Origin of the sequence: Paenibacillus qinlingensis (genome assembly GCF_013204845.1) — a bacterium.
Taxonomy (GTDB): domain Bacteria; phylum Bacillota; class Bacilli; order Paenibacillales; family NBRC-103111; genus Paenibacillus_E; species Paenibacillus_E qinlingensis.
In genome coordinates this window covers 196184-219338 of sequence record NZ_JABMKY010000009.1, presented here as the reverse complement: position 1 = coordinate 219338, position 23155 = coordinate 196184, and the positions used below count along the sequence as shown (strand labels likewise).

Sequence of the window (23155 nt, the reverse complement as noted above, 5' to 3'; positions counted from 1 at the left end):
GAGGGAACACATGAACAAGCGTTGGGAGCGAACAGACTGGTTCCGAGAAGCACGATTCGGCCTGTTTATTCACTGGGGATTGTATGCAATCCCCGCTAGGGGAGAATGGGTCCGAAGTGTCGAGAAGCTGAGTAATGAGGCGTACGAACCATACTTCCGAGAGTTTCGACCGGACCGCTATGACCCGCGGGCTTGGGCGAGAGCAGCAAAGGCGGCGGGACAGCAATACGCTGTCTTAACGACAAAGCATCATGATGGCTTCTGTCTTTTTGACAGCGAGTTTACAGCGTACAAAGCGACGAACACACCTGCGCAGCGGGATTTGATCAAAGAATATGTGGAGGCATTTCGCGAAGAGGGACTGAAGGTCGGCTTTTATTATTCACTGATTGATTGGTATCACGATGATTATCCTGCCTATGGGGATCGCATTCATCCGATGAGAGACAATGAAGCTTATGACAACCGATCCATCCAATTCGAGCGATATGTAGAATATTTGCATGCACAAGTGAAGGAATTACTTACAAATTATGGTAAAATTGATGTGATGTGGTTCGATTTCTCTTACGACAATATGACGGGTGAGAAGTGGAGGGCAACGGAACTTGTTAACATGATTCGGTCCCTGCAACCAGACATTATTATTGATAACCGGCTTGGCGGAGATATTAAAAAGTCAGAACCAGAGGTGTATGCCGGCGACTTTTATTCCCCTGAGCAAATCGTTCCTCCCGGCGGCATTGTTGATGAAAATGGACTAAACGTACCGTGGGAGGCCTGTATTACGCTTAACGACAACTGGGGCTATCATGCGAAGGATTTTGCCTACAAATCACCGAAACAGGTCGTTCGAGCTTTAGTCGAATGCATCAGTAAGAACGGCAATATGCTTCTAAATGTCGGGCCAAATGCAAGAGGAGAAATTCCAACGGAGTCTATTCAAATATTGACGTCGGTAGGTGAGTGGATGCAGCGTAATGGCGAAAGCATCTATGGATGCGGAGCATCCTCTCTTCCGAAGCCAGAATGGGGACGCTATACGCAAAAAGGGAATATGTTATATGCCCACGTATTTGATCGTGGCATCGGACCGATTTATTTCCAGGGGTTAAAGGGGAAAATCAAAAAAGCAAGACTCCTCGCAGATGGATCAGAACTTAAGGTTTCCACACCATGGATGGCAGAGCATTATTCGGATACCGAAAGCGGGGCATTCATTCATTTGACCGGATCCGAACTCCCGGATGACGTAGATACAGTGATCGCACTTGAACTCGAATACGTAGCAGAGGTGAATAAGCATTGAAAATCGGTCTTAGTACGTATAGTTTGCTGGGTGCATTAAAAACAGGGGAGATGACAGTCTTAGATGTTATTCAGTGGATTTCGGATCATGGCGGCGAGCATATGGAAATCGTCCCCTATGGGTTTACGCTTATCGACCAACCCGAGCTAGCGGCTGAGGTCCGTTTGAAGGCGAAGGAAGTTGGCATCGCGTTATCCAATTATTCGATGCCGGCCAACTTCGTCCAGGAGACGGAAGAGGCTTTCGAGGCTGAGGTAGAGCGAGTCAAGCAGCATGTTGATTTGGTCCATAGTCTTGGCATGACACATATGCGGCATGATGTGACTGCCTTTAGTTTACCCCCTGACAAGATGACCATTCACTGGTTCGAAGAGAATTTACAAGCAATGGTAAGTGGGAGTCGCATCATTGCCGATTATGCATCTCAATATGGGATTACGACGACCATAGAAAATCACGGCTTTAGCGTACAGGCAAGTGATCGAGTGCAGCGCGTTATTACGGAAGTCAATCGTCCTAATTTCAAGACGACACTTGATATCGGCAATTTTATGTGCGTGGATGAGCAGCCGCTAATCGGGGTGCGCAAAAATTTACCCTATGCTTCACTTATCCATGTGAAGGATTTTTATTTCAGACCGTATGATGAGCATCCCGGCGAAGGTGCATGGTTCACAACTGCGAATGGCAACTATCTAAGAGGTGCGATTGTCGGTCAAGGTGATATCGACATGCGTCGAATTATGAAGCTCATTAAGGATTCGGGATACAACGGGTATCTTACCATTGAATTTGAAGGTATGGAGGAATGCAGGGCAGCTTCGAAGATTGCGATGGACAATGCAAGGCGGTTGTGGCAGGAGGTATGAGGCGTAGGGATATAAGAAGATGCGAATGTCGAATGCGGCATTGCTTGTAGAAATATGGTGTAGACTTCTCGTGGAATGTGAATTTTGGGGACATGTGGTTAGGATCGACCTGAAAGGTGACATTCGATATCAGGTAGGTGATCCATACAATGTCATGTATTTGCGATCGATGGCAACTTTTCCAGGTGCTCCCCTTTTTTCGTAGACAGCTTCATAAGAAATATAGCCAATTAAGCGGATCCATGAGTTGTGCTCGTATGATAAGGAATGAGATTTGGATGAAAAAGGAGCTAAGCGGCATAACGCGCTTAGCTCCTTTATTGGTTTTAGCCAACTTTTGGTATCTTAAACGACACCTTGTGCGATCATAGCATCGGCTACTTTGGTAAATCCTGCGATATTGGCACCGACAACGAGATTGCCAGGATGTCCATATTCCTCAGCTGCTTGCACAGCGCTTCTGTAAATATTTTTCATAATTGCATGCAGCTTATCGTCTACCTCGTGGAACGACCAAGAGTATCTCATGCTGTTTTGAGACATTTCAAGCGCCGATACAGCAACGCCGCCAGCATTCGCTGCTTTGGCTGGCCCAAACAAAACGCCCGCTTGTAGGAAGACATCAATCGCATCTAAGGTGGATGGCATGTTCGCGCCTTCGCCTATGGCTTTTACCCCATTGCTGACAAGCAGTCTTGCAGATTCTTCGTCGATTTCGTTCTGTGTGGCACTCGGAAGCGCGATATCACATGGAATGGACCAGATACCATTACAGCCTGCATGGTAAGTTGCATGAGGATGTTCCTTCACATACTCACTGATTCTCGTACGCTCAACCTCTTTCAAGCGACGAACGGTTTCTAGACAGATGCCTTTTGGATCGTGGATATAACCATTGGAGTCGCTGCAAGCAACAACTTTAGCGCCTAATTGAACGGCTTTTTCAATGGAATAGATAGCCACGTTACCAGATCCAGAAACAACGACTGTGCTTCCGTCGAAGCTAAGACCTTTGGAGTTCAGCATTTCATTTACAAAGTAAACACAACCGTATCCAGTCGCCTCTGTACGGCCTAAGCTGCCACCATAGATGATACCTTTCCCAGTGAGTACACCAGATTCGTAAGCGCCGCTTATGCGCTTGTATTGACCGAACATATAACCAATCTCGCGCGCGCCTACACCAATGTCCCCTGCTGGCACGTCCGTATCCGGGCCAATATATTTATAAAGCTCAGTCATGAAGCTTTGTGTGAAACGCATAATTTCATTATCGGATTTGCCTTTAGGATCGAAATCGGATCCACCTTTACCGCCGCCGATCGACTGACCCGTAAGGGAGTTCTTGAGTGTTTGTTCAAAACCTAGAAACTTGATAATGCTAGCATTAACGGAAGGGTGAAAACGCAACCCGCCCTTGTATGGTCCAATTGCACCGTTAAATTGCACACGGAAACCACGATTTACTTGCGTAATCCCTTGGTCATTTACCCAAGGAACTCGGAAAGTGATTAAACGCTCTGGCTCCACAAGGCGCTCAAGAATGCCGTGTTTCATGTACTTCGGCTGTTTAGCCAGAACTGGAATTAAGGATTCGATAATTTCTTTAACAGCTTGATGGAACTCAGTCTCATTCGGATTACGTTTGACTACAGTTTCGTATATACCTTGTACATATTCTCTTGCAGCTACATCATTTTCAACTTGAACTAACACACTGTCATCCACCTTCGCAATTTAAATATAATAAAAAAGTTTATTAGTATAGTTTTACCTTATTCGAGCCAATTGGGCAATCAAAATTTACATGTCATGTAAGCTTACTGAGCGGTGTTATTAAAGTGCTCATTAGACTAAATTTACAACTTGTAGTATACTTTGCAAAGTGTGAATTAGTTTGGGGTGATGTCATCATTCAAGCCTCTAAGCCTATTATGGAAAAGAAAAGGATTTGGAATACATGGATAATCGAACACCACGCATCGATCCTCGCGTTCTTCGAACACGTCAATTGTTGAAGGACGCCTTTATCGAATTGCTTCAGGAAATGGATATCGAGAAAATTTCGGTCAATCGCATTGCAGAGCGCGCTACGATTAACAGAGTTACGTTCTATCTGCATTATCGAGATATTCCGGATATGTTGGAAAAGATGGCGGATGAAATGATTGAAGACATTAATCGCATTTTGACCAATGCGTTAGCCATTCAGAGTTCAAAGGAAAAAGAGGATTGGCCGATGTTGGTGAGCTTGCTGGAGCATTTCGCTGAACATGCAAAGTTTTATAAAGTCGTACTTGCGTCAAGACGAACCCCTATTTTTACAGATCGCATGTTAAGGCTGCTGACGGAATTGGTAACCTCACGAATTGAGAGGATGGGGGATGAATCCGTTTTAGCTACTGCAGGTATTCAAAAGGATATTGCCATATGGTACGGTTCTTCCGCTTTAATCGGTACTATTGTTGCTTGGCTTCGTCAGGACATGCCGTATACACCTGTCTATCTGGCGAAGCAATTTATAATGATGCGTACGCTTACGTAGGAAGAGATAGGGAAGCCTTGGACAGATGTACACGTCCAAGGCTTCTAATGTTTTCTCTTTTAACCAGAAGGATTGCTATCTGTTGCTCCTGATATCCATCTCATGACATAAGTTAATCAATGCAAACTGATATCACCAATTAGAGATTGTCACACTTTTTGGCGCTAGATATACTTAGGGCGAATCGATGAAAGACGAACATGATTGTACATTCTAAAAGGAGGACTTCTCAAATGAATTTCAGAAAAAAATCAATTCCTATCAAATTGGCTTCTGTCGTTGCCTTATCCATGATTTTTGTAACGGGTTGCGGTTCAAGTACAAATCTTGAATCTTCGTCAGAAGTACCAAAAGGTACGACTGAACCGGCAGCTCCAGTGAAGCTCTCCTACTGGGTAGGGATGCCTGCTGATGGCGCTCGTGTCATGAAGAACTATAATGAATCTCTCTTCTATAAGGAGTTAGAGAAAAAAACAGGTGTAAAGGTAGACTTTCAGCATCCGGCGATTGGTTCTGAAAAAGAACAGTTCAACCTGCTAATTGCCTCGGGCAATTTACCGGATGTCATTGAGTACAATTTTATGAATTACCCAGGCGGGCCTGAGAAAGCCATCGCAGATAAAGTTGCCATACCATTGAATGATATCATTGCGAAAAACGCTCCGAATTTAAAAAAGTATTTGGATGAACATCCCGAAATGAAAAAAGATGTGTCGACGGATTCAGGAACGATCTATGCATTCCCGGCAATCGGCGTGGGTAATTCTAATGTGAGCAGCGGGCTAATGCTGCGTAAGGATTGGCTAAATGAACTGGGGTTGAAGACGCCAGAGACGATAGAGGAATGGACGACGGTGCTCCGCGCATTTAAGGAAAAGAAAGGCGCGAAAAGTCCTCTAACTTTTACGAAAGATGATTTTAAGGTTGATCGTTTGAATGGGGCATTCAACATAGGAGCTGCCTATTACGTCGACAACGGCAAAATTAAATATGGTCCCTACGAGCCGGCATTTAAAGATTATTTGATGCAGCTCAGCGCTTGGTATAAGGAAGGTTTGCTTGATAAGGATTTTGCTACCCAGGACGCTAAAGCGAAGGATGGCAAAATAACAAATAGCAGCTCTGGAGCTTTCGCTGCAAATATTGGAAGTGGTATGGGCAAGTATTTGAACGCCATTCCGGAAAATGCCAAAACGTTTGACCTAGTAGCATCTCAGCATCCTGTGTTGAAAAAAGGAGAGCAGCCAAAAATTTTCTTGGCAGCCTATGAATATCGCGGCGACGGAAGTGCAGCAATAACGCCTGACAACAAGCATGCAGCACAAACGGCAAAGTGGCTTGATTATTTATATTCAGATGAAGGCAATACACTGAAGTCGTTCGGTGTGGAGGGCACTACTTTTAACAAGGTGAACGGCTTCCCGAAATATACGGACCTAATTACGAACAATCCAGAGAAGCTGTCCATTGGAGAAGCAATGGCCAAATATCTTCGCGTGGCAACGCCTGCTCCTGGTTTTGTTGGTGACGATCGCTATACAGAACAGTATTACAAATATGACCAGCAGAAAGAAGCTTTAACTGTCTACAATAAGTATTATAAAAATTTGGAGCAAACCCGTATCCCTCGTATTTCGCAAACCCCTGAAGAGGCGCAGGAGCTATCGGCGATTATGGCAGAGGTGGACACGTATAAGGATGAAATGTTCCTTAAGTTTGTAATGGGATCGGAATCGTTCGATAACTACGATAAATATATTAAGCAATTGAAAAGTATGAAGATCGAACGCGCGATTGCACTTAAGCAAGCGGCCTTCGAGCGATTCAATACACGGAAATAGGTACCTTTCAAAAAATATATGGGGCATCAAATAGAGAGGTGCCCTCCGGTTAAACCAGTGGATAGGAGGATGAAAATGAAAGCGCTATCTAGGGATTTCCGAAAACATAGATATTTGTACTACATGATTTTTCCGGTTATCCTGTACTATTTGATTTTTCATTACGTGCCCATGTATGGGGCAATAATCGCTTTCAAGAACTATCGAATCGCTGATGGGTTCTTACACAGTCCTTGGGTAGGTTTCGATCATTTTACCAGCTTTTTTCAAAGCTATTATTTTTGGAGACTGATTCGAAATACCCTGCTCCTCAATGTCTACATGCTGTTGATCTCATTTCCAGCTCCGATTATTTTTGCACTCCTCATCAATGAGATTGTCGGTCAGAGATTTAAGAAGATTGTTCAGACGATAACCTATCTTCCTCACTTTATCTCCATGATTGTCGTGTGTGGGATGATTACTCAGTTCTTAGCTAGGGAAGGGTTCATTACCGATTTCCTTGTATGGCTGGGAATGGAACGACAGGTACTACTCGCACATCCGCAATATTTCCGCAGTATTTATATTGTTTCGGATATTTGGCAGGGCGTAGGTTGGGGCTCCATCGTGTATTTAGCTGCCATTACAGGTATTAATCCTGATCTCTACGAGGCTTCGCGTATAGACGGGGCTAATCGATGGAAGCAAACGCTGCACATTACTTTGCCTGGGATCCTACCCATTATCGTCATTTTGTTCATCTTGAAAATTGGTCACATGCTGGACGTAGGATTCGAGAAGATCATTCTGCTGTATAATCCGAATACGTATGAAACCGCTGATATGATTAGCACCTTCGTGTATCGGAAAGGCCTTGAGGGGTCCTTCGAATTTAGTTATGCAACTGCTGTTGGGTTATTTCAAGCGGCAGTTAACTTTATCCTGCTGATCATGGCTAACCGAATCAGTAAAAAGGTGAGTGAGAACAGCTTATGGTAACCGGCACAATTCGTAGAAACGTGGGAGGAGCTGCCTTCCAAACAGTCAATACGCTGTTTATGGTTTTCATGATTGTGATTACTTTGTATCCGTTTATATATGTCTTATTCTCATCAGTCAGCGACTCTAGACAGCTGCTCTCGCATACCGGTGTACTGCTGAGTCCCAAAGGCTTTACTTTGGCAGCATATGGGATGGTTTTCAAGAACCCTAATGTCGTAGGTGGGTATGTGAATACCTTATTTCTAGTCTCGCTAGGAACAGCACTTAATCTGATCATGACAAGTCTTGGCGCTTATGTACTGTCACGCAAAGGGGTTGCTTGGAGTAGATATGTCATGCTGATGATCGTGTTTACGATGTTTTTCTCTGGTGGTCTGATCCCAATGTATTTGCTAGTTAATAATTGGTTGCACATGGGCAATAATCTGCTTGCACTAATCGTTCCTGGCATCATCTCAACCTGGAATTTGATTATCCTGCGTACATCATTCAGTGCGATTCCCGATAGTCTAATTGAATCAGCGCGGATGGACGGTGCACAAGATTTCACCATTCTATTTCGAATCGTGATTCCGCTCTCTCTGCCTGTGATGGCGGTGATGGTTCTATTCTATGGCGTAGGGCACTGGAATTCTTGGTTTGGGGCTATGATTTATCTGCGGGATCGTGATCTCTTTCCTCTGCAATTGATCCTTCGTGAGATCTTAATTCAGAACAATACGAATTACATGTCGGGCAGTTCTTCTATTGAGGATGTAGAGGCCGTAGGAGAAAGCATTAAATATGCAACCATCGTCATTGCCACATTGCCGATTCTGTTTGTATACCCCTTCTTACAGAAATATTTCGTAAAAGGTGTTATGATAGGGTCGATTAAAGAGTAGGCAAACTGGCTATGGGAGTGGTGATGAGTGAGGATTAATTGGAGATGGAAAGGTATGCTGAGCAGGTGGTTGTGGTCTTATGCCATTGTGCTTCTAATTCCAATTATTGTGATGGCGGTAACCCATCTGCAAACGCAGCGGGTCATTGAAGACGAGATTTCCAAGGCGAACTCCGCTTTACTCTCTCAGCTTCAACAGGAAATCGACAACTACATCGATTATACCTATCGCTTATCGGAGGTGATCTCACTCAATCCGAAAGTGAGCTCTTTAATTCGTAGTCAAAAAGAGATTGGGACCGCAGAACGCATCTCTATTGTTCAGTTGCTCGCGGAATTCAAAGCTTATAATATTACAAAACGATATGTGAGTGGTTTCTATATATACTTTCATGAGGGAGATTTTGTCTTAACCGATAGTTCCTATTATGAAACGGACATGTTTGTTCAACAGCATCTCAATCCAATAGGGGTGTCGTTAGAGCAATGGAAAGGCTATTTGATGCAAATGCACAAAGGTTCCTTCTCCACACTTCGTGAGTTTGGCGGAGAGCGAAAAGGCACAATCATGCAAACGCAATCACTGCCACTCCAACTTGGAAGTATGCCTCTTGCAACGCTAGCGATTGAGTTGAACGAAGAACAGCTGATGTCCGCTATAAGTAACATTCAATCGTACAATCAGGGAAATGTGTATATCCTAGATGCCGACAATAAATTGTTGGCTTCATCCGAAGCGGAAGGTCACAGGGAACGCATATTTGATATTCCGCGCGGTGAAGGGGAACAGCGTATTCTTAAAACCTCCGCCATGTGGGATGGGGAAGAAGTCATCCTATCCTATATTGAATCGGGCCGGAATAACTGGAAGTATGTATATGTGCTGCCAGCACGCTTATATAGTGAGAAGGCAGAATATGTCTGGAACATGACGGTTCTGATGCTTGCAGTTGCTGCTGTTATTGGATTTATTATCGCGGTCTTGCTTGCGAGGAAGAATTATTCGCCACTACGCAGATTAGTTCGCAATGTTGCAGAACGAAGCGAATTAAACTTATTAAACAATGCGGAAGCGAATGAATATGACTATTTGGAAGAAGTGCTCGACAACGCGCTGGATCGCTACACATTAATGAATCGGACATTAGAGAAGCAGAACAAGACACTTCGTTCGAATTTACTTACACGTCTTCTGAAAGGCCGGGTTGAAAATGGTTTTCCTATCGCGGAAGTATTGCCAGAGCATGGAATCAAATTGCATTCCGACAAGTTTGCTATCGTCTTGTTTTATTTAGAAGATTACAGCGGCTTCTTCCGTCAAGACGAACAGGATGCTGAGAAAAAAAGAGAATTCGTCCATCATATTATGTCCAATATCGTTGAAGAGCTTGCCGCCCAGAAGCATCAGGGTTGGATGACAGAAGTTGATGAAATGCTAGCATGTATTGTGAATTTCCAGCAAGACACGTCAACAGAATCAGCGTTGGAGGATCTGAAGATTTTGACCGAAGAAGCGCAACGATTTATCGGAAATCGCTTTCATATTTTGTTTACCATCTCAGTCAGTTCCATCCATAGGTCATCTGCGGAGCTTCCGGTCGCCTATCTAGAAGCTTTGGAAGCGATGGAGTACCGCATGCTGCTAGGTGTTCAGTCCATTATTTGGCATAACAAGCTTCAACAGCAAAAGCCTTCCTACGACTATTCGATGGAGATGGAGCAGAAGTTGATCAATAATGTGAATGCTGGGGACTTTCTCGGAGCAACTGCGATGCTAGATGAAATCATTGATAGCAATCTAGCGGGGGACAACATTTCCGTCGATATGATCCGATGTCTCATGTTTGATATGTGCAGCACGATGATGAAAGCGGCGATGGAAACCAATATGGATCGCTCTGAGCTGTACGAAGAGAATTTACAAGCGATTCGTGAGCTGATGAGCGGCAGTACAGTAGCTTCGATGAGAGAACGGATGACTCAGTTTTTGCATAAAGTGTGCGGGTATGTAGATGAACGTAAGAAAAGTAACAAAAAAATACGTTTGAAGGAAAGTGTCTTAGCCCACATTAGTGAAAACTACCAGAGCCAAGATCTTAACATCAGCACCATTGCTGAGTATTTTAGTGTACATCCTTCTTATCTATCACGCTATTTCAAAGAGCAGGTAGGCGACAATCTGACGGATTATCTGAATAAATATCGCGTGGAACAATCCAAGACATTATTGCAACAGCCACATATTTTTATACGCGATGTCAGCGAAATAGTTGGATTTTATAGTATCAGTACGTTTATTCGACTGTTCAAAAAGTACGAAGGCGTGACGCCGAGTGTTTACCGGGAAGGAAAGAGTAATTAGATAAATTGAGGTGATTCGATAATGTCGAACAACAGATATTACCCGACGATTATTTTGGGAGCGACGTTTGCCGGTTTGGGCGCATCCTATGCCTGTGGGAAGGAAGCACTTCTTATTGAAAGATCCGATCTTGTCGGTTATGAATTTATTAACAGCTATAACCTTGGTGAAGCTTGGCATGCAACTTTACTTTCCGAAGAGGGAGCGAAGTTGAAGAACGAGCTGATGGAGCGAGGGATATTGTCCGAAGAGGGCAGGGTACATATTCCCGCCATTGCGCCGGTACTTTATAAGAAAATAGGCTGCGATTCGCTTCCGATCCTCTTGCATACAGATGTAGCTGATATCCGCCAGTCAGGGGCTGGCTATGAGGTCACGATTTATAATGCTTCGGGGTTTAGCAGCTACAGAACAGACCGAATCATAGATACGAGGCCAGAGTACGCACCAGCACACATGATAAAGTCCAAGTGCCTCAATGCGATGTTGAACTGTGGCGAGGACGATCCAGAGCCTTCGGCTGGCGCGGAAAGTCACTTATTATTAACCAAAGGTAAATTAAAAGGTGAGATTGTTGTGAAAGTTCCCCTAGAAGTGGAAGACGATTGGCCTACTGCACGGCATAGGCTGCATCAATTGTGGGCGGGCAGACCGAAGCAGTGGGAAAGCTGGACGATTTCATCGGTAGCTGGCTTCTTTGAGCTGCAAATCGAACTTGAAACAAGTAATGAGATCGAGCCTAATTGGTTCTCTCTGCCGTCGGCTGCCTATAGAAATCCGCTGGAAGCGTTTGAAGCAGGTTTGCGATTTGAAAGGAGGTATTAAATTGCTATTATCTCAAAAAGTGAACGGAGAAATTGTCACTGTAGAAGTCGGTGACATTGAACTAGCTCAACAATACGACGTGATTGTAGCCGGGCTTGGTACATCAGGCGCCATTGCATTAATAATGGCAGCCAGCAAGGGGCTGAAAGTTCTTGGTATTGAACGAATGAATTGCATGGGTGGGATGGGAACGGCTGGATCAGTTAACGGCTACTACTTCGGTTCTTCAGGTGGATTATACGAGCAGATAGATCAAAAAGTAGTGGCGCTAGTCGATACTGTCTACACGAAGTCGAGCGCTTACAACGTAGAAGCGAAGAAATATGTGTTGGAGCAGGAAGCGATACAGCACGGTGCAGAGCTTGCTTTCGAATCTGCGATAACAGGCGTTTACATGGATGGGCAACAGGTGAAAGGTGCAAGTTGGGTCGGGCCGCATGGCATCCAATCGGCTAGCTGTAAGGTATTAATCGATTGCACAGGAGATGCAGAGGTATGTCATCTCGCTGGCTGCGATTTTCATTACGGCAGGACATTAGATGGCAAGACGCAGCCGTTCACGAGCGTAAAGGTATTTGCTGCGGGCAACAAAGTGAGTTGGCGAAATTTCGATTCAGGTTGTACGAACCAAACGGATGGGAATGAATTATCCGAAGCGCTCATATTCGCACATGCGCAGCATCTGGAGGATACGTATTCGGATGAGAACCGACTACTGCACTTGGCTCCATTGCTTGGAATCAGGGAAGGGCGTTTAATCAAAGGCGAGGAGAACGTGACACTTCAACATTTCTTCGCTGATGAGACCTCTAATAAGCCGGTATTTTATGCGTATGCAGATATTGATAAGCATGGACGTGACAACGCTTTCGAAAGTCAGTTACTGAAGGATTGGTTCGTTGCAAGTAATCTAGGCGCTGTAAATGTAACCGTTCCCATTCCGCTCGGAGCTATGATTCCAAAGGGGTATGAGGGGCTGCTTGCTGCAGGGCGTTGTCTGGCGGTCGACCATGATTTATCTACATGTGTCAGGATGAATCGTGATATGCAGAAATCTGGGGAAGCGGCGGCAACAGCAGCGTGGATCGCGATTACCAAAGGAACAGCAATCAAGGAGATCTCCTATGAGGAGTTGATAGCGCATCTTGCTGAAACGGGCTGCTTTAACCCTGCGAACAATAAAGGCTATCAATTTGCTTATCCGGGGGATCGGAAACCAGCACAGCCAATTGCATGGTTAACGAATCCTGCAGAGATTCGGCAGGGCTTGTCCGGCATTCAGCCGGGGGTAGCAATATGGTCTTCAAGCAGGCTGGGTGAAACGATTCGCGAATCGTTGAAGACATGGATACAGGAGGAAGATGAGAAGCTTCGTAAACATAGCGCTTTTGCTCTAGCGTTAATGGATGATGAGGCTTGCCTTCCTATGCTTAGGGAAATGATGAGGGAGCGAGATGCGCTCATGCTCCAAGACTGCAGGAAAAACAACCAACTGCGTGGTTATATGGCTATTTACCTTTTAGGAAGAATGCATGATAAGGACGTTGTGCAGGAACTGATCCACCTCATCACAGATCCGGAAGAAATGGAAAGGCCACTCTATCAAATGGAGGACGGCGGGGATAAAGCACGGCAAAATAAATACAATGAGGTATATTTTCAATTTTTTTCTCATTCCATCATGGCATTGATCTACATCGGGGAGCATCATACTACTTTGCAGGAGGTGATAGGGGCAGCTTTGAAGCAAGCGGTTGGCAACGGTGAGTATATCGAACGAATTACGCATAAACCGATCGGTACTTATCTCTATTCAATAGCCGAGAATATTGGATCGGTAGTTGAGCGCAAGCTTCTGCTTTGGGCACAGTAAGGATTGGAGCAGCATACGGAAGGTAGAAGTGACTGGGCATTCATTCTATGGAAAAGGAAGGGAATGTAGGATGCAAATTATAACAGGTGAGAAGCAACACATTCAAGTTGGTAGGCTTATCGTTCTGGCATTCATTAGTTTTCTGCTTCTGTGGGTTGCTATTCCTGCGAAAACATGGGCTGACGATCCGCTGCCTGATGCGGCACTTCGTGATGTATTGGGGGAAAATGACATCGTTGTGGACAATACGGATACGGCCGTTACTAGGACGGGGACATGGAGCACAGGCACCAGTAATCCTGGCAAGTATTTTGGGAGCAATTACGAGTTCGTTAACGGGGGTACAGGACAGGTGCAAACCATTAAATATACGCCCAGTGTACCCCAAACTGGCGTTTATGAAGTGTTCATGGTGTTCAGCTCCTCTTCCAATCGTGCGGACAATGTGACCGTTCAAGTTTCCCATCAAGGAGGAGTTGCTACACAAACCGTGAACCAGGAAAAGAACGGCGCAGTCTGGTATCCATTGGGGCAATATACGTTTACTGCCGGGAGCAGCGGCTATATACAGATCAACGTCGCTGGGGCGAATGGCTATGTAATCGCAGATGCCATACGCTTGGCGGTGCCAGTGCCTGATCCTGTAGATCCGGGGCCACTTGCCGTCAACGAGCCATTAGGACCGGTCATTTTCCGTTCTGGCTTTGAAGCAGGTTCTGTCGGAGTGACAGATCCCTCCGACACAGGTACGATTACGCGAATAACAGGCACAGATACTTCGGTTTCAGCACCAAATGATTGGACCACACATTTGAACGGGTATTCCAAATTTGGCGACTTGGTCTTTGAGGGGCATTCCGGTGGTGACACGTCCACTTCAAGATTCGCCAAGATCGTAGCTGATCCAACACCTGGCGGGAGTGGGAATAAAGTGCTTCAGTATTGGTTGGGAAATTCCGGTGGATCAGCTGATCGGGGGCGTGTGCAAGCGCTACTCAAGAATAATACGAATCTAACAGAAGTGTTCTACAAATACCGGATGTATCTCCATCCCGATATCGAACTAGTGAAGCAAAGCGTTGATCCTAACGGTTGGTTTACCTTGGCAGAGTTCTGGAATCAGCCTAGCTGGACCTCAGGTGCACAGTACCCATTTCGAATGTCCCTTAATTTGACCAAAGATTTAGGAGTAGGTAAACCTTTTAAACTCCGTATCTCAGGTCAAACAACGCCGACTTCAAGTGAGGATGATACAACCCAATTCGTGACAGTATGGGAAGAAAGAAATGACTGGAATGTGCCAACTGGTGTCTGGCTTAATATGGAAGTGTATTACAAGCAAGGGGATGCGAATTCAGGCAGATTCTATCTAGCCATTACGCCTGAAGGCGGAGAAAAGCGGGTAGTGTTCGATGTGACCAACTGGACCTATCACCCACAGAATCCAGCACCAGAAGGGCTTACGCATTTTCATCCGCTTAAATTATACACGAGCAGAACGTTGACTAACTTTGTTAAAGACCACGGCGGTGCGTTGCAAATATTGTGGGACGACCTGGAGTTCTGGCCTTCGATGTCCCCAGATGCTGCTCTGCGAAATGCAGTAGGACCTAACGATATCGTCGTAGACAATACAAGCGCTGGAGCAGTCAAAACAGGTATCTGGTCTTCAGGAAACGGTAATCCTGGTAAATTTTACGGCAGCGATTATAACTTCGTAAATAACGGCACTGGTCAGACGGCAACCTATAGCCCTGTCATTTCCACCTCAGGCATGTACAGAGTCTACGCAACCTTCATTGGCTCTTCCAATCGTTCCAATAGCGTACCTTATACGATCTTTCATAATGGTGTGACCTCGACAGTGTCGGTCAATCAGCGGATTACCTCCTATCATAAAATGTGGTATCCGCTCGGGGATTATTACTTCTCGTCAGGCACTGGCAATTATGTACAGATCAATAGTGCAGGGACTAGCGGCTATGTCATGGCGGATGCCATTCGTTTGGAGCCGTTATAGGCCTGGTGCAATCAGATAGTGATTATACGGTGTATAAGGAGGTAGTATGTTGAAAAGAAAAGGGAAACTATCTATTGCAATGTTTGGACTGGCGGCAGGATTAATACTCCTGCCCTCGGGCCACACGCGTGCCGCATCCGAGGTATTGCCCATTGTGGTACATGACACTTTCGACGACGTAGAGGGAAATAGCGATTTAGCGGACTGGAGCTATCCAGCAACGACCGTTTCAATCGTGGACCGGCCCAAAAACGGTGGAACAGAAGCGTTAGAAGAGGGCAATAAAGCGCTGATGTCGACGATTCGTACGCTGGGCGCTGCTCACAGACCTGTAAGAAAGTTTCCCTCATTAAGTGGGAAGCTAGAAATCAACTATGATCTGCGGTTAGATGGTAAACCGATTGATCAGATTAAGCTGCCGGAAATTTATGCGGGTGCTACCTTGCTAACTTCCATATCGGCTATTAACTCCACGATTAACGCTGAGAATTTCTTCCGATTTGATATTCCTACCGGCCCCACCAAAAGAATCCGTTATGACAGCATGCCATTCAAAACCTGGATGGCGATAAAAGTAGAGATGGACACGGAAACGGATTTGTTTTCTGTCTGGGTAGACAACACGAAGGTTGCAGACAACCAACCCTTTTACAATGATGCCAAAATTACGGATATTAATGAGCTTAGATTCAGTCTGACCAAAAGCAACGCTGCTGCCCCTAATTTTTATGTGGATAATCTTATCGTGAGAGGAATTCCAACTCCAGCTCCTGACGTGAGGGAAACGAAGTTAGCGACGCCCCCGAGTGTACCTGTGGCGCCACATATACGTAATGAGCATCCACGGTTATTCATCCAAGATTTTCAAGAAATTAAGCGTAAAATTGCTGCAGATTATATACCTATGAATTGGTACAGTCGAATCAAAGCTCAAGCCGACGAATTGTTACATACGCCAGTAAGGACTTTCGGTACGAATCCAGATAACGGTGCTGTGCTGGAACATGCACGGGAAATGGAAAACCGCACCTTTCTCCTGTCTATGGCTTTCCAAATTGAGCGGGAACGGAAGTATCTGGACCGACTTTGGTTGGAAATTCAGAATACCGCATCCTATCCTACTTGGAAGCCTGAGAGCTTCCTGTCCGTCGCAGAGATGCTTCAGGCTTACGCTGTTGCCTATGACTGGAATTATTATGATTGGACGGAGGAACAGCGCAAGTTTATTGTAGACACCATGCTTGATAAGGGATTGACTTACGGTGTCGACCGGTATAATGGCAAGAGCCAAGGCGGCACTCGATTTACGGAAGTCACTCATAACTGGAATGTGGTTTGCAATGGGGGATTGATGATAGCGGCCTTAGCCATAGCCAATGAATACCCCGATGTAGCCGAATTCGTTCTGGAAAAGGGAACCGAAAACATCAAGAAAGGTTTGACAGCCTACGCGCCTCTAGGTGCTTACCCGGAAGGAGCGATGTATTGGGCATATGGGACCAATTATTTAACCTACACGATGGCTGCGTTTGAAACCGCTTTCGAATCAGATTTCCCGCGCCCTGAAAAATACAAACTATATGAAGCGCCTGGCGTTGCCAAAGCACCTGAATTTCCGATTTATTTGGCTGGCATGACAGGCTCCTTCAATTATGGGGATAGTTCCATTGGGAAAGTCAACTCACCGACAATGATGTGGTTCGCAGAAAAATTCAATAAACCGCAGTATGCTTGGTATTACTTACGGAACCAAGAGGTGGCAGAGGATAGTACCAGTGTGACATCGAGGGGAACTGTATATGCTTTACTCTGGTACAACTCAGCGTATCGATCGATCACGGAGAGCTTCCCTCTAGATAAGGCCTACCAGAATCCGACCGGTACGAATAGCGTGTTGATGAGAAGCTCATGGCAGGATATCAATGGTGTGTATGCGGGGTTAAAGGGTGGATATAACCGAGAAAATCACTCATCCCTCTCCATCGGTACTTTCATCCTAGAGGCAGAGGGTCAGAGATGGGCTACCATGCGAGGAGCCGGTAACTACGATTGGCCTAACTATAATGATCTCACTGGGGGACGTTTCCAATATTACAATAATCGGGCGGAAGGTCAGAATACATTGGCCATCAATCCGGCCAAAGGGGGCGTTGACCAAGATATCAATGCGACAGGTACCGTTGTAGATCATCAGAGCAATTCCACCGAAGCGTTTGGAATCATGGATATGTCACAAGCGTATGCACGGGATGTGACGAGCGCTAGGAGAGGTATTCGGCTATACGATGGCCGCTCTAAGGTGCTCGTGCAGGACGAGATCACGGCGACACAGCCTGCAGATGTCTGGTGGTTCATGCACACTGCTGCTTCGATCCAGATCACAGATAACGGAAAATCCGTCATGTTAACCCAGAATGGGAAAAGAATGTGGGCACATATCGCAGATGGCCCGCAGGATGCGACCTTTAGTGTTATGGATGCGAAGCCATTTCCTTGGTCGCCTAATCCGACAATTCAGAGCAGCAACTATGGGACGAAGTTATCTATTCACATGAAAGATGTAACAAATGCACGTTTGGCTGTTCAGTTTATCCCTTTGAAAAGTGGAGAAGCACCGCCAACTCAATATGCAGAGGTTGTCAACATGTCGGAGTGGCATGCTGCCCCTGATCATCTCTTGCTGTTGAGCGAGAAATTAGGGGATAATGCTGCACTTCTAGCGAACAGTCCTTTTGCCTATGCGGGTGGTGCCAAAGTCATGGTGAATCCAAGTAATCCTATCGTTAGCCCAGTGGAGCTAGATGGGGAGTTGATGGTTCCTGTGGAATTTACCGCGAAGGCGCTTGGAGCCAATGTGGAACGAGATGAAGCAAGTGGGACCACAATGATCCGATATCAGGATCGGTTAGTCGTATTACCTTTGCAAGAGCCTATACCTGGTTCCAATAACGAGTTGATTACTCCATCCAACCCCGGAATCCCGCAAGATGGCAACAAGGTAATCGGTAACTCGGTCGAAGTGAGTCCGATTGTGCAATCAGACGGCTCCGCGAGAGGAAAGCTAGATAGTAAATCTTATCTGGAAGCTCTGAAGCAGGCAACCCCTGACGGCAATGGCGTGCTAAGAATAAGATTGAATGTCAACCCCGTTGATAAGGCAACATCCTATGTCTTAGATTTTCCGATCGATACGATGAAAGCCCAAGGGAGCAACCTAATCGTGGAGATCGGTACTCCTTTAGGCCAAGTGACACTACCAGGTAACGTATTCTCTCAAACAGAGTCAACTCGGTTTGCGTTGGTCATGGAGCCGGTCAACCCTTCCCAATTGGATAGCACAACGCAAAAGGTGGTTGGTGATCGACTGATCCTTCGGATGAAAATTCTGACCGACGTCGTTATTCCGACACAAGATACATTGCTTCCGTCTATCGGAATCTCTCTCCCATATAAGCCCACAGCAGAAGAACTGGGGAACTCCGAGCATATCGTTGTATGGCGCATTGGAGCGGATGGCTCAGTTGATCCTATTATGGATAGCAAATATGATCAAGCAACTGGTAGGATTGGCTTCCATGTCCGTAGTTTGAATCCTACGTTATTCGTTGTAACTTTCGTAGATAAGAAATTCCAGGATATGAACGCGTATGCCTGGGCGGACAAAGCTGTCCGAGTACTAGCATCCAAGGGCATTATTGCAGGCACCTCGGAAGCAACGTTTGCTCCAAGCGAGGGGATGACGCGGGCGGATTTCCTTCTGCTGCTTGTAAAGTCTCTCGGGTTGTCGGCAGCTTACCAGGATAATTTCAGCGATGTGGACGTGAATGCTTATTATGCTCAAGCTGTCGGAATCTCCCGTACCTTGGGAATAACCGAGGGAACAGGGAGTAATCAATTCGACCCTCAGACGCCGGTATCCCGCCAAGATATATTTACTTTGACGGCTCGTGCCTTACGCATTGCTGGCAAATTAGAACAGCTAGGACTAAAAGCCGATCTTGCTTCCTTCATTGACGGCACAGAAGTGGCATCGTATGCGAGAGAGGGTATTTCGCTCTTAGTTGGAGCGGGTATCCTAGAGGGGGACGGTCAAGGAATGCGCCCTAAGGAGCAAATCACGAGAGCGGAAGCAGCGATCATGCTATACCGGATCTATAACAAGTAAGTGCCCGTTGGGCGAGGGAAGTATGAAGTTGCGATGCCCTTCGCCCCGGCATTATAGCTAACGGTGGCATGCGTATAGGAGGAGGAGGTTGACAATGAAACAAAAAAGAATGACCATAAAGGCTTTTCTTCTTGTGATGATTCTTGCTCTGCTAGTAGGCAATGTCCACGTTGTTCAAGCTGCAGTGTTGGAGGATGCCCTAGGTATGCATGATATCGTCATTGATAATAGTAGCTCCGGAGCAACGATACAAGGAGCGTGGGACACGACTTCTACGGCGACCAATCCTGAAAGATCAATTGGGAGTGACTACCGCACCGTAAAGCCAGCCGACCACAATGGCCAATTCCTGCAATACAACACGCCGGCTTCTTTTCAGCAGGGAAGGTACAAGGTGTATGTATCAACGTATCGATCACAATCCAACCGCTCTACGAATGTGCCAATAGATATTTTTCATCTGAATGATGCTAGTGCAACAACACTTAGTTCAGTCACGGTGAGCCAAAAGGGAAGCACAGGTGCGGTCTGGATTCCGATTGGTGAATTTGAATTTCAAAAGGGTGACGGCAACTATATTCAAATCAAAGTGGATGGCGCTGAAGGCTATGTGTTAGCTGATGCTGTGCGATTTCAGCCGATGTTTACGCCCGCACCTCCCATCTTAAGCAGTGATGCGACTCTTTCTAGCTTACAGGTTAATCCTGGTTTACTTGATTTCAATCCCCAAGTTACAGACTATCATTTAGATGTTCTTGGAAATGTCTACAGTACGATTGACGTTACACCGACAGTTACTTCAACTGTATATAAAAGTCTACAAATCAACGGACAAGAGTCGGTATCCGGCAGCACCTATACCGTTCAGTTAATGCATGGCAGCAATACCATAGCAATTGTGGTTACTGCGCAGGATAATACGACACTTACTTATTATCTTCAGGTCAATCGTATTTCGCTAAGCGATGAGGCGTCCTTAAGCAGCTTGACACTAGACCGGGGGACGTTGAACTTTAGTCCGGATGTGACCAACTACCAGGTGCAAGTGGGTGATGAGGTGAACAGTCTGGGGGTGACGCCAGTTGTGTTATCAACCGTATACAAAAGCCTCACTATTAACGGCCATTCTCAATCCTCCGGCGAAACTTACCAGATGCCTCTACTAACTGGTAGTAATATGATTTCAATTCAAGTGACAGCGCAAGATGGAACAGAGAAATTGTATACTGTACATGTGATCAAACAGGGCAACGTGGCCACGCTGAGCAGCTTGAGTCTCACAAGAGGGTCATTGAATTTCAGTCCGTGGCGAACAGTGTATAGCATTTATGTGGGCAATAAGGTAGACACATTTGCATTGACACCCGCCTCTACATCAGGGTTTTTCGATCATATGACGGTGAATGGAATTCCTCATGTCTCAGGTACGCCATATAACATCGAATTACAAGTAGGGGATAATGCCGTTGTCATTGAAGTGACGTCCAAAGATCAGCGTCAGATGACATATACGGTCAACGTCTCGCGTTTGGATGCAACCGCCAATGCTCAGATGGTTAATGGCGCTGTTACACTTCCTGCGGGAAAACTTGCGGAGTCGTTAGGCGTACACTTGCATCATGACACTTCGGGTCTACTTGTTTATAGTGAACGCCCTTTTGAATTCGCCGATCCTGCTCTCCAAGAAGAACTGACGCAACTTCTGAACCTTCGATTGAAAGTGGATGGTGAACATGTTGCATTTTTCAATCCCAAGCAGACAGAATATCGACTTCTGCTGCCCGCAGATGGGCACCTTCCTTTGATTGACCTCGAGAGTGGGGCCGAAACGAGATTTACGGTGAAACAGGCAGCGAATCTCAATGAGACCGCCGTTCTGACTATTGAGAGTGTAGGTATCTACACGTTCACCTTCGTGCAGGACACGAATGCACAAACGGCGCCTCCGTCGCTTGCTGGGATCAAAGTAACCATAGAAGGTAAAGAGGAAGTAGCCTTCGTTCCTACTTGGATTCCTGTGGCTTACGTAGATGCTAATGACGGCTATGCGAATGTAAACACGCCAAATAAGACAGTAGATAATGATCTAAATACCAGATGGTCAGCAACTAGTCAAGGTGAAGTTAAATGGATTCGTTATGATTTGGGAAGTAAGGTCAATGTTCACTCGATGTCTGTTGCAGGATATTTGGGAAATGAACGTTCCTACAATTTCGAGGTGGAAATTTCGGATGATGGGGTGAACTGGCAGCAGTTGCTTCCTATGCAGTCCACTAGCGGAACCATTCTGTATCCCGAGATGTTCCTACTGGGAGATGTTCAAACTCGATATGTCAGATTGCCATCTTATGGCTATGGTCCTACACGGGATGGTTGGAATGGATTTTCAGAAGTACGGTTCTATACTAGTCAGGAGCAGGCCAATCTTGATGCTTCGAAATGGGATGAGTATTTTGCCCCGTCTTCGAATAAGTTGGGGGACCAGCTGAAGTTATCTGTGAAAGGATTGACTTCAGAAGGTGTTGAGCATAATTTGAACCCAGTCACGACCTCAATTGCGTTCTATACGGACAATGCTGCTATTGCTGAGGTGGACCAAGCGGGCAATGTTCTCCTGACTGGGGTTGGAGAAGCACGCATCACTGTCATGGCCACGCAAGGGGATGCGGTACGGCTGGGTAGTCTCATCATTAGCGTTAGTAATTAAGGATACACGATTGAAACCGTCAGAGTGATCTTCTCTGGCGGTTTTTTCTCACGTTACATGTAAGGGAGAGCGCATACGTGTAACGTATAATCCTTGTGAGCGAAAGCCCACCTTTTTTTGCGATCTCTGAGGTTGACTCCCTAACAACGACACCAAAGGCACTCAACGCAAGCAAGACTAGCTACTCTACAATTTACGTCACCTAGTCAAACACATCTTAGACAAGTCACGCCAACACTCCAGCTACTCGACAAATTCAACCTCGAAAACTAGTTACACTACAAACTCCCACAAAAACAAGCTACCCAACAAGCCACTCCCCAAATGCCAGCTTCTCCACAAACTTCATGTCCCGAACAACGGCTACACCATATGCTCCACCTCAAAACCAGCTACTCAACAAACTCCTTCACCAGACCTGCTACTCAACAAACTCCTTCACCAGACCTGCTACTCAACAAACTCCTTCACCAGACCTGCTACTCAACAAACTCCTTCACCAGACCTGCTGCTTAACAAACTCCTTCACCAGACCTGCTACTTAACAAACTCCTTCACCAGACCTGCTGCTTAACAAACTCCTTCACCAGACCTGCTGCTTAACAAACTAGCTCACCAGTCCATCAACTCAACTGCTCTCCCCATCCACCGCTTGGCAATTTAACTGGAAAACCTGATGTTAATTTCTCGATTTTGAGTGGTATTTTAGGATTAAATGTAAAATATGTAGCTATTTTTATGGATTTCACTTGAATAGGCGATTTATCATGAA

13 protein-coding genes are annotated in these 23155 nt (G+C 45.7%); 12 read left to right on the top strand and 1 reads right to left on the bottom strand.

Annotation, left to right across the window (positions count from 1 at the left end):
- Window positions 1–10 precede the first annotated feature (10 nt).
- Together HQN88_RS18280 and HQN88_RS18275 are read left to right on the top strand one after the other, a co-directional pair.
- Complete coding sequence (locus tag HQN88_RS18280; protein ID WP_246320308.1) at window positions 11–1309, top strand: alpha-L-fucosidase; 1299 nt, start codon at window positions 11–13, stop codon at window positions 1307–1309.
- Window positions 1306–2178 carry a sugar phosphate isomerase/epimerase family protein gene (locus tag HQN88_RS18275; protein WP_173115088.1) on the top strand — a complete coding sequence of 291 codons (873 nt, stop codon included), beginning with the start codon at window positions 1306–1308 and terminating at the stop codon, window positions 2176–2178. The genes HQN88_RS18280 and HQN88_RS18275 overlap by 4 nt, the downstream gene beginning before the upstream one ends.
- A 345-nt stretch (window positions 2179–2523) precedes the next feature.
- Here the strand turns inward: HQN88_RS18275 and gdhA are convergent, their stop codons facing one another.
- Window positions 2524–3894 carry an NADP-specific glutamate dehydrogenase gene (gene gdhA, locus HQN88_RS18270; protein ID WP_274318759.1) on the bottom strand — a complete coding sequence of 457 codons (1371 nt, stop codon included), beginning with the start codon at window positions 3892–3894 and terminating at the stop codon, window positions 2524–2526.
- Window positions 3895–4138: 244 nt separating this feature from the next.
- Here gdhA and HQN88_RS18265 point away from each other — a divergent pair, with 244 nt between their 5' ends.
- The 10 genes from HQN88_RS18265 to HQN88_RS18220 all read left to right on the top strand — a co-directional run bounded on the left by HQN88_RS18265 (window position 4139) and on the right by HQN88_RS18220 (window position 22383).
- Window positions 4139–4723, top strand: a complete 585-nt coding sequence (locus HQN88_RS18265; RefSeq protein ID WP_173115084.1) for a TetR/AcrR family transcriptional regulator — start codon at window positions 4139–4141, stop codon at window positions 4721–4723.
- Between the two features lie 233 nt (window positions 4724–4956).
- A complete protein-coding gene (locus HQN88_RS18260; protein WP_173115082.1) occupies window positions 4957–6564 on the top strand; it encodes a type 2 periplasmic-binding domain-containing protein in 1608 nt (535 codons plus the stop codon).
- A gap of 75 nt (window positions 6565–6639) precedes the next feature.
- Window positions 6640–7545: an ABC transporter permease gene (locus tag HQN88_RS18255; protein ID WP_173115079.1), complete on the top strand. Its 906-nt coding sequence runs from the start codon at window positions 6640–6642 to the stop codon at window positions 7543–7545.
- Entirely contained in the window at window positions 7539–8432 is an 894-nt protein-coding gene (locus HQN88_RS18250; protein ID WP_173115076.1) for a carbohydrate ABC transporter permease, read from the top strand. The genes HQN88_RS18255 and HQN88_RS18250 overlap by 7 nt, the downstream gene beginning before the upstream one ends.
- A 54-nt stretch (window positions 8433–8486) precedes the next feature.
- Window positions 8487–10793: a helix-turn-helix domain-containing protein gene (locus tag HQN88_RS18245; protein WP_173115073.1), complete on the top strand. Its 2307-nt coding sequence runs from the start codon at window positions 8487–8489 to the stop codon at window positions 10791–10793.
- A 21-nt stretch (window positions 10794–10814) separates the two neighbouring features.
- Window positions 10815–11618 (top strand): hypothetical protein, encoded by an 804-nt coding sequence (locus tag HQN88_RS18240; protein WP_173115070.1) that lies wholly within the window; start codon window positions 10815–10817, stop codon window positions 11616–11618.
- 1 nt (window position 11619) lies between these two features.
- On the top strand, window positions 11620–13491 hold the full coding sequence (locus HQN88_RS18235; protein ID WP_173115067.1) for an FAD-dependent oxidoreductase: 1872 nt from the start codon (window positions 11620–11622) through the stop codon (window positions 13489–13491).
- A 70-nt stretch (window positions 13492–13561) separates the two neighbouring features.
- Window positions 13562–15511 carry a golvesin C-terminal-like domain-containing protein gene (locus HQN88_RS18230; protein WP_173115064.1) on the top strand — a complete coding sequence of 650 codons (1950 nt, stop codon included), beginning with the start codon at window positions 13562–13564 and terminating at the stop codon, window positions 15509–15511.
- 46 nt (window positions 15512–15557) lie between these two features.
- Window positions 15558–19676: an S-layer homology domain-containing protein gene (locus HQN88_RS18225; protein ID WP_173115061.1), complete on the top strand. Its 4119-nt coding sequence runs from the start codon at window positions 15558–15560 to the stop codon at window positions 19674–19676.
- 94 nt (window positions 19677–19770) lie between these two features.
- Window positions 19771–22383: a cadherin-like beta sandwich domain-containing protein gene (locus HQN88_RS18220; protein ID WP_173115058.1), complete on the top strand. Its 2613-nt coding sequence runs from the start codon at window positions 19771–19773 to the stop codon at window positions 22381–22383.
- The last annotated feature ends 772 nt before the right edge of the window (window positions 22384–23155 follow it).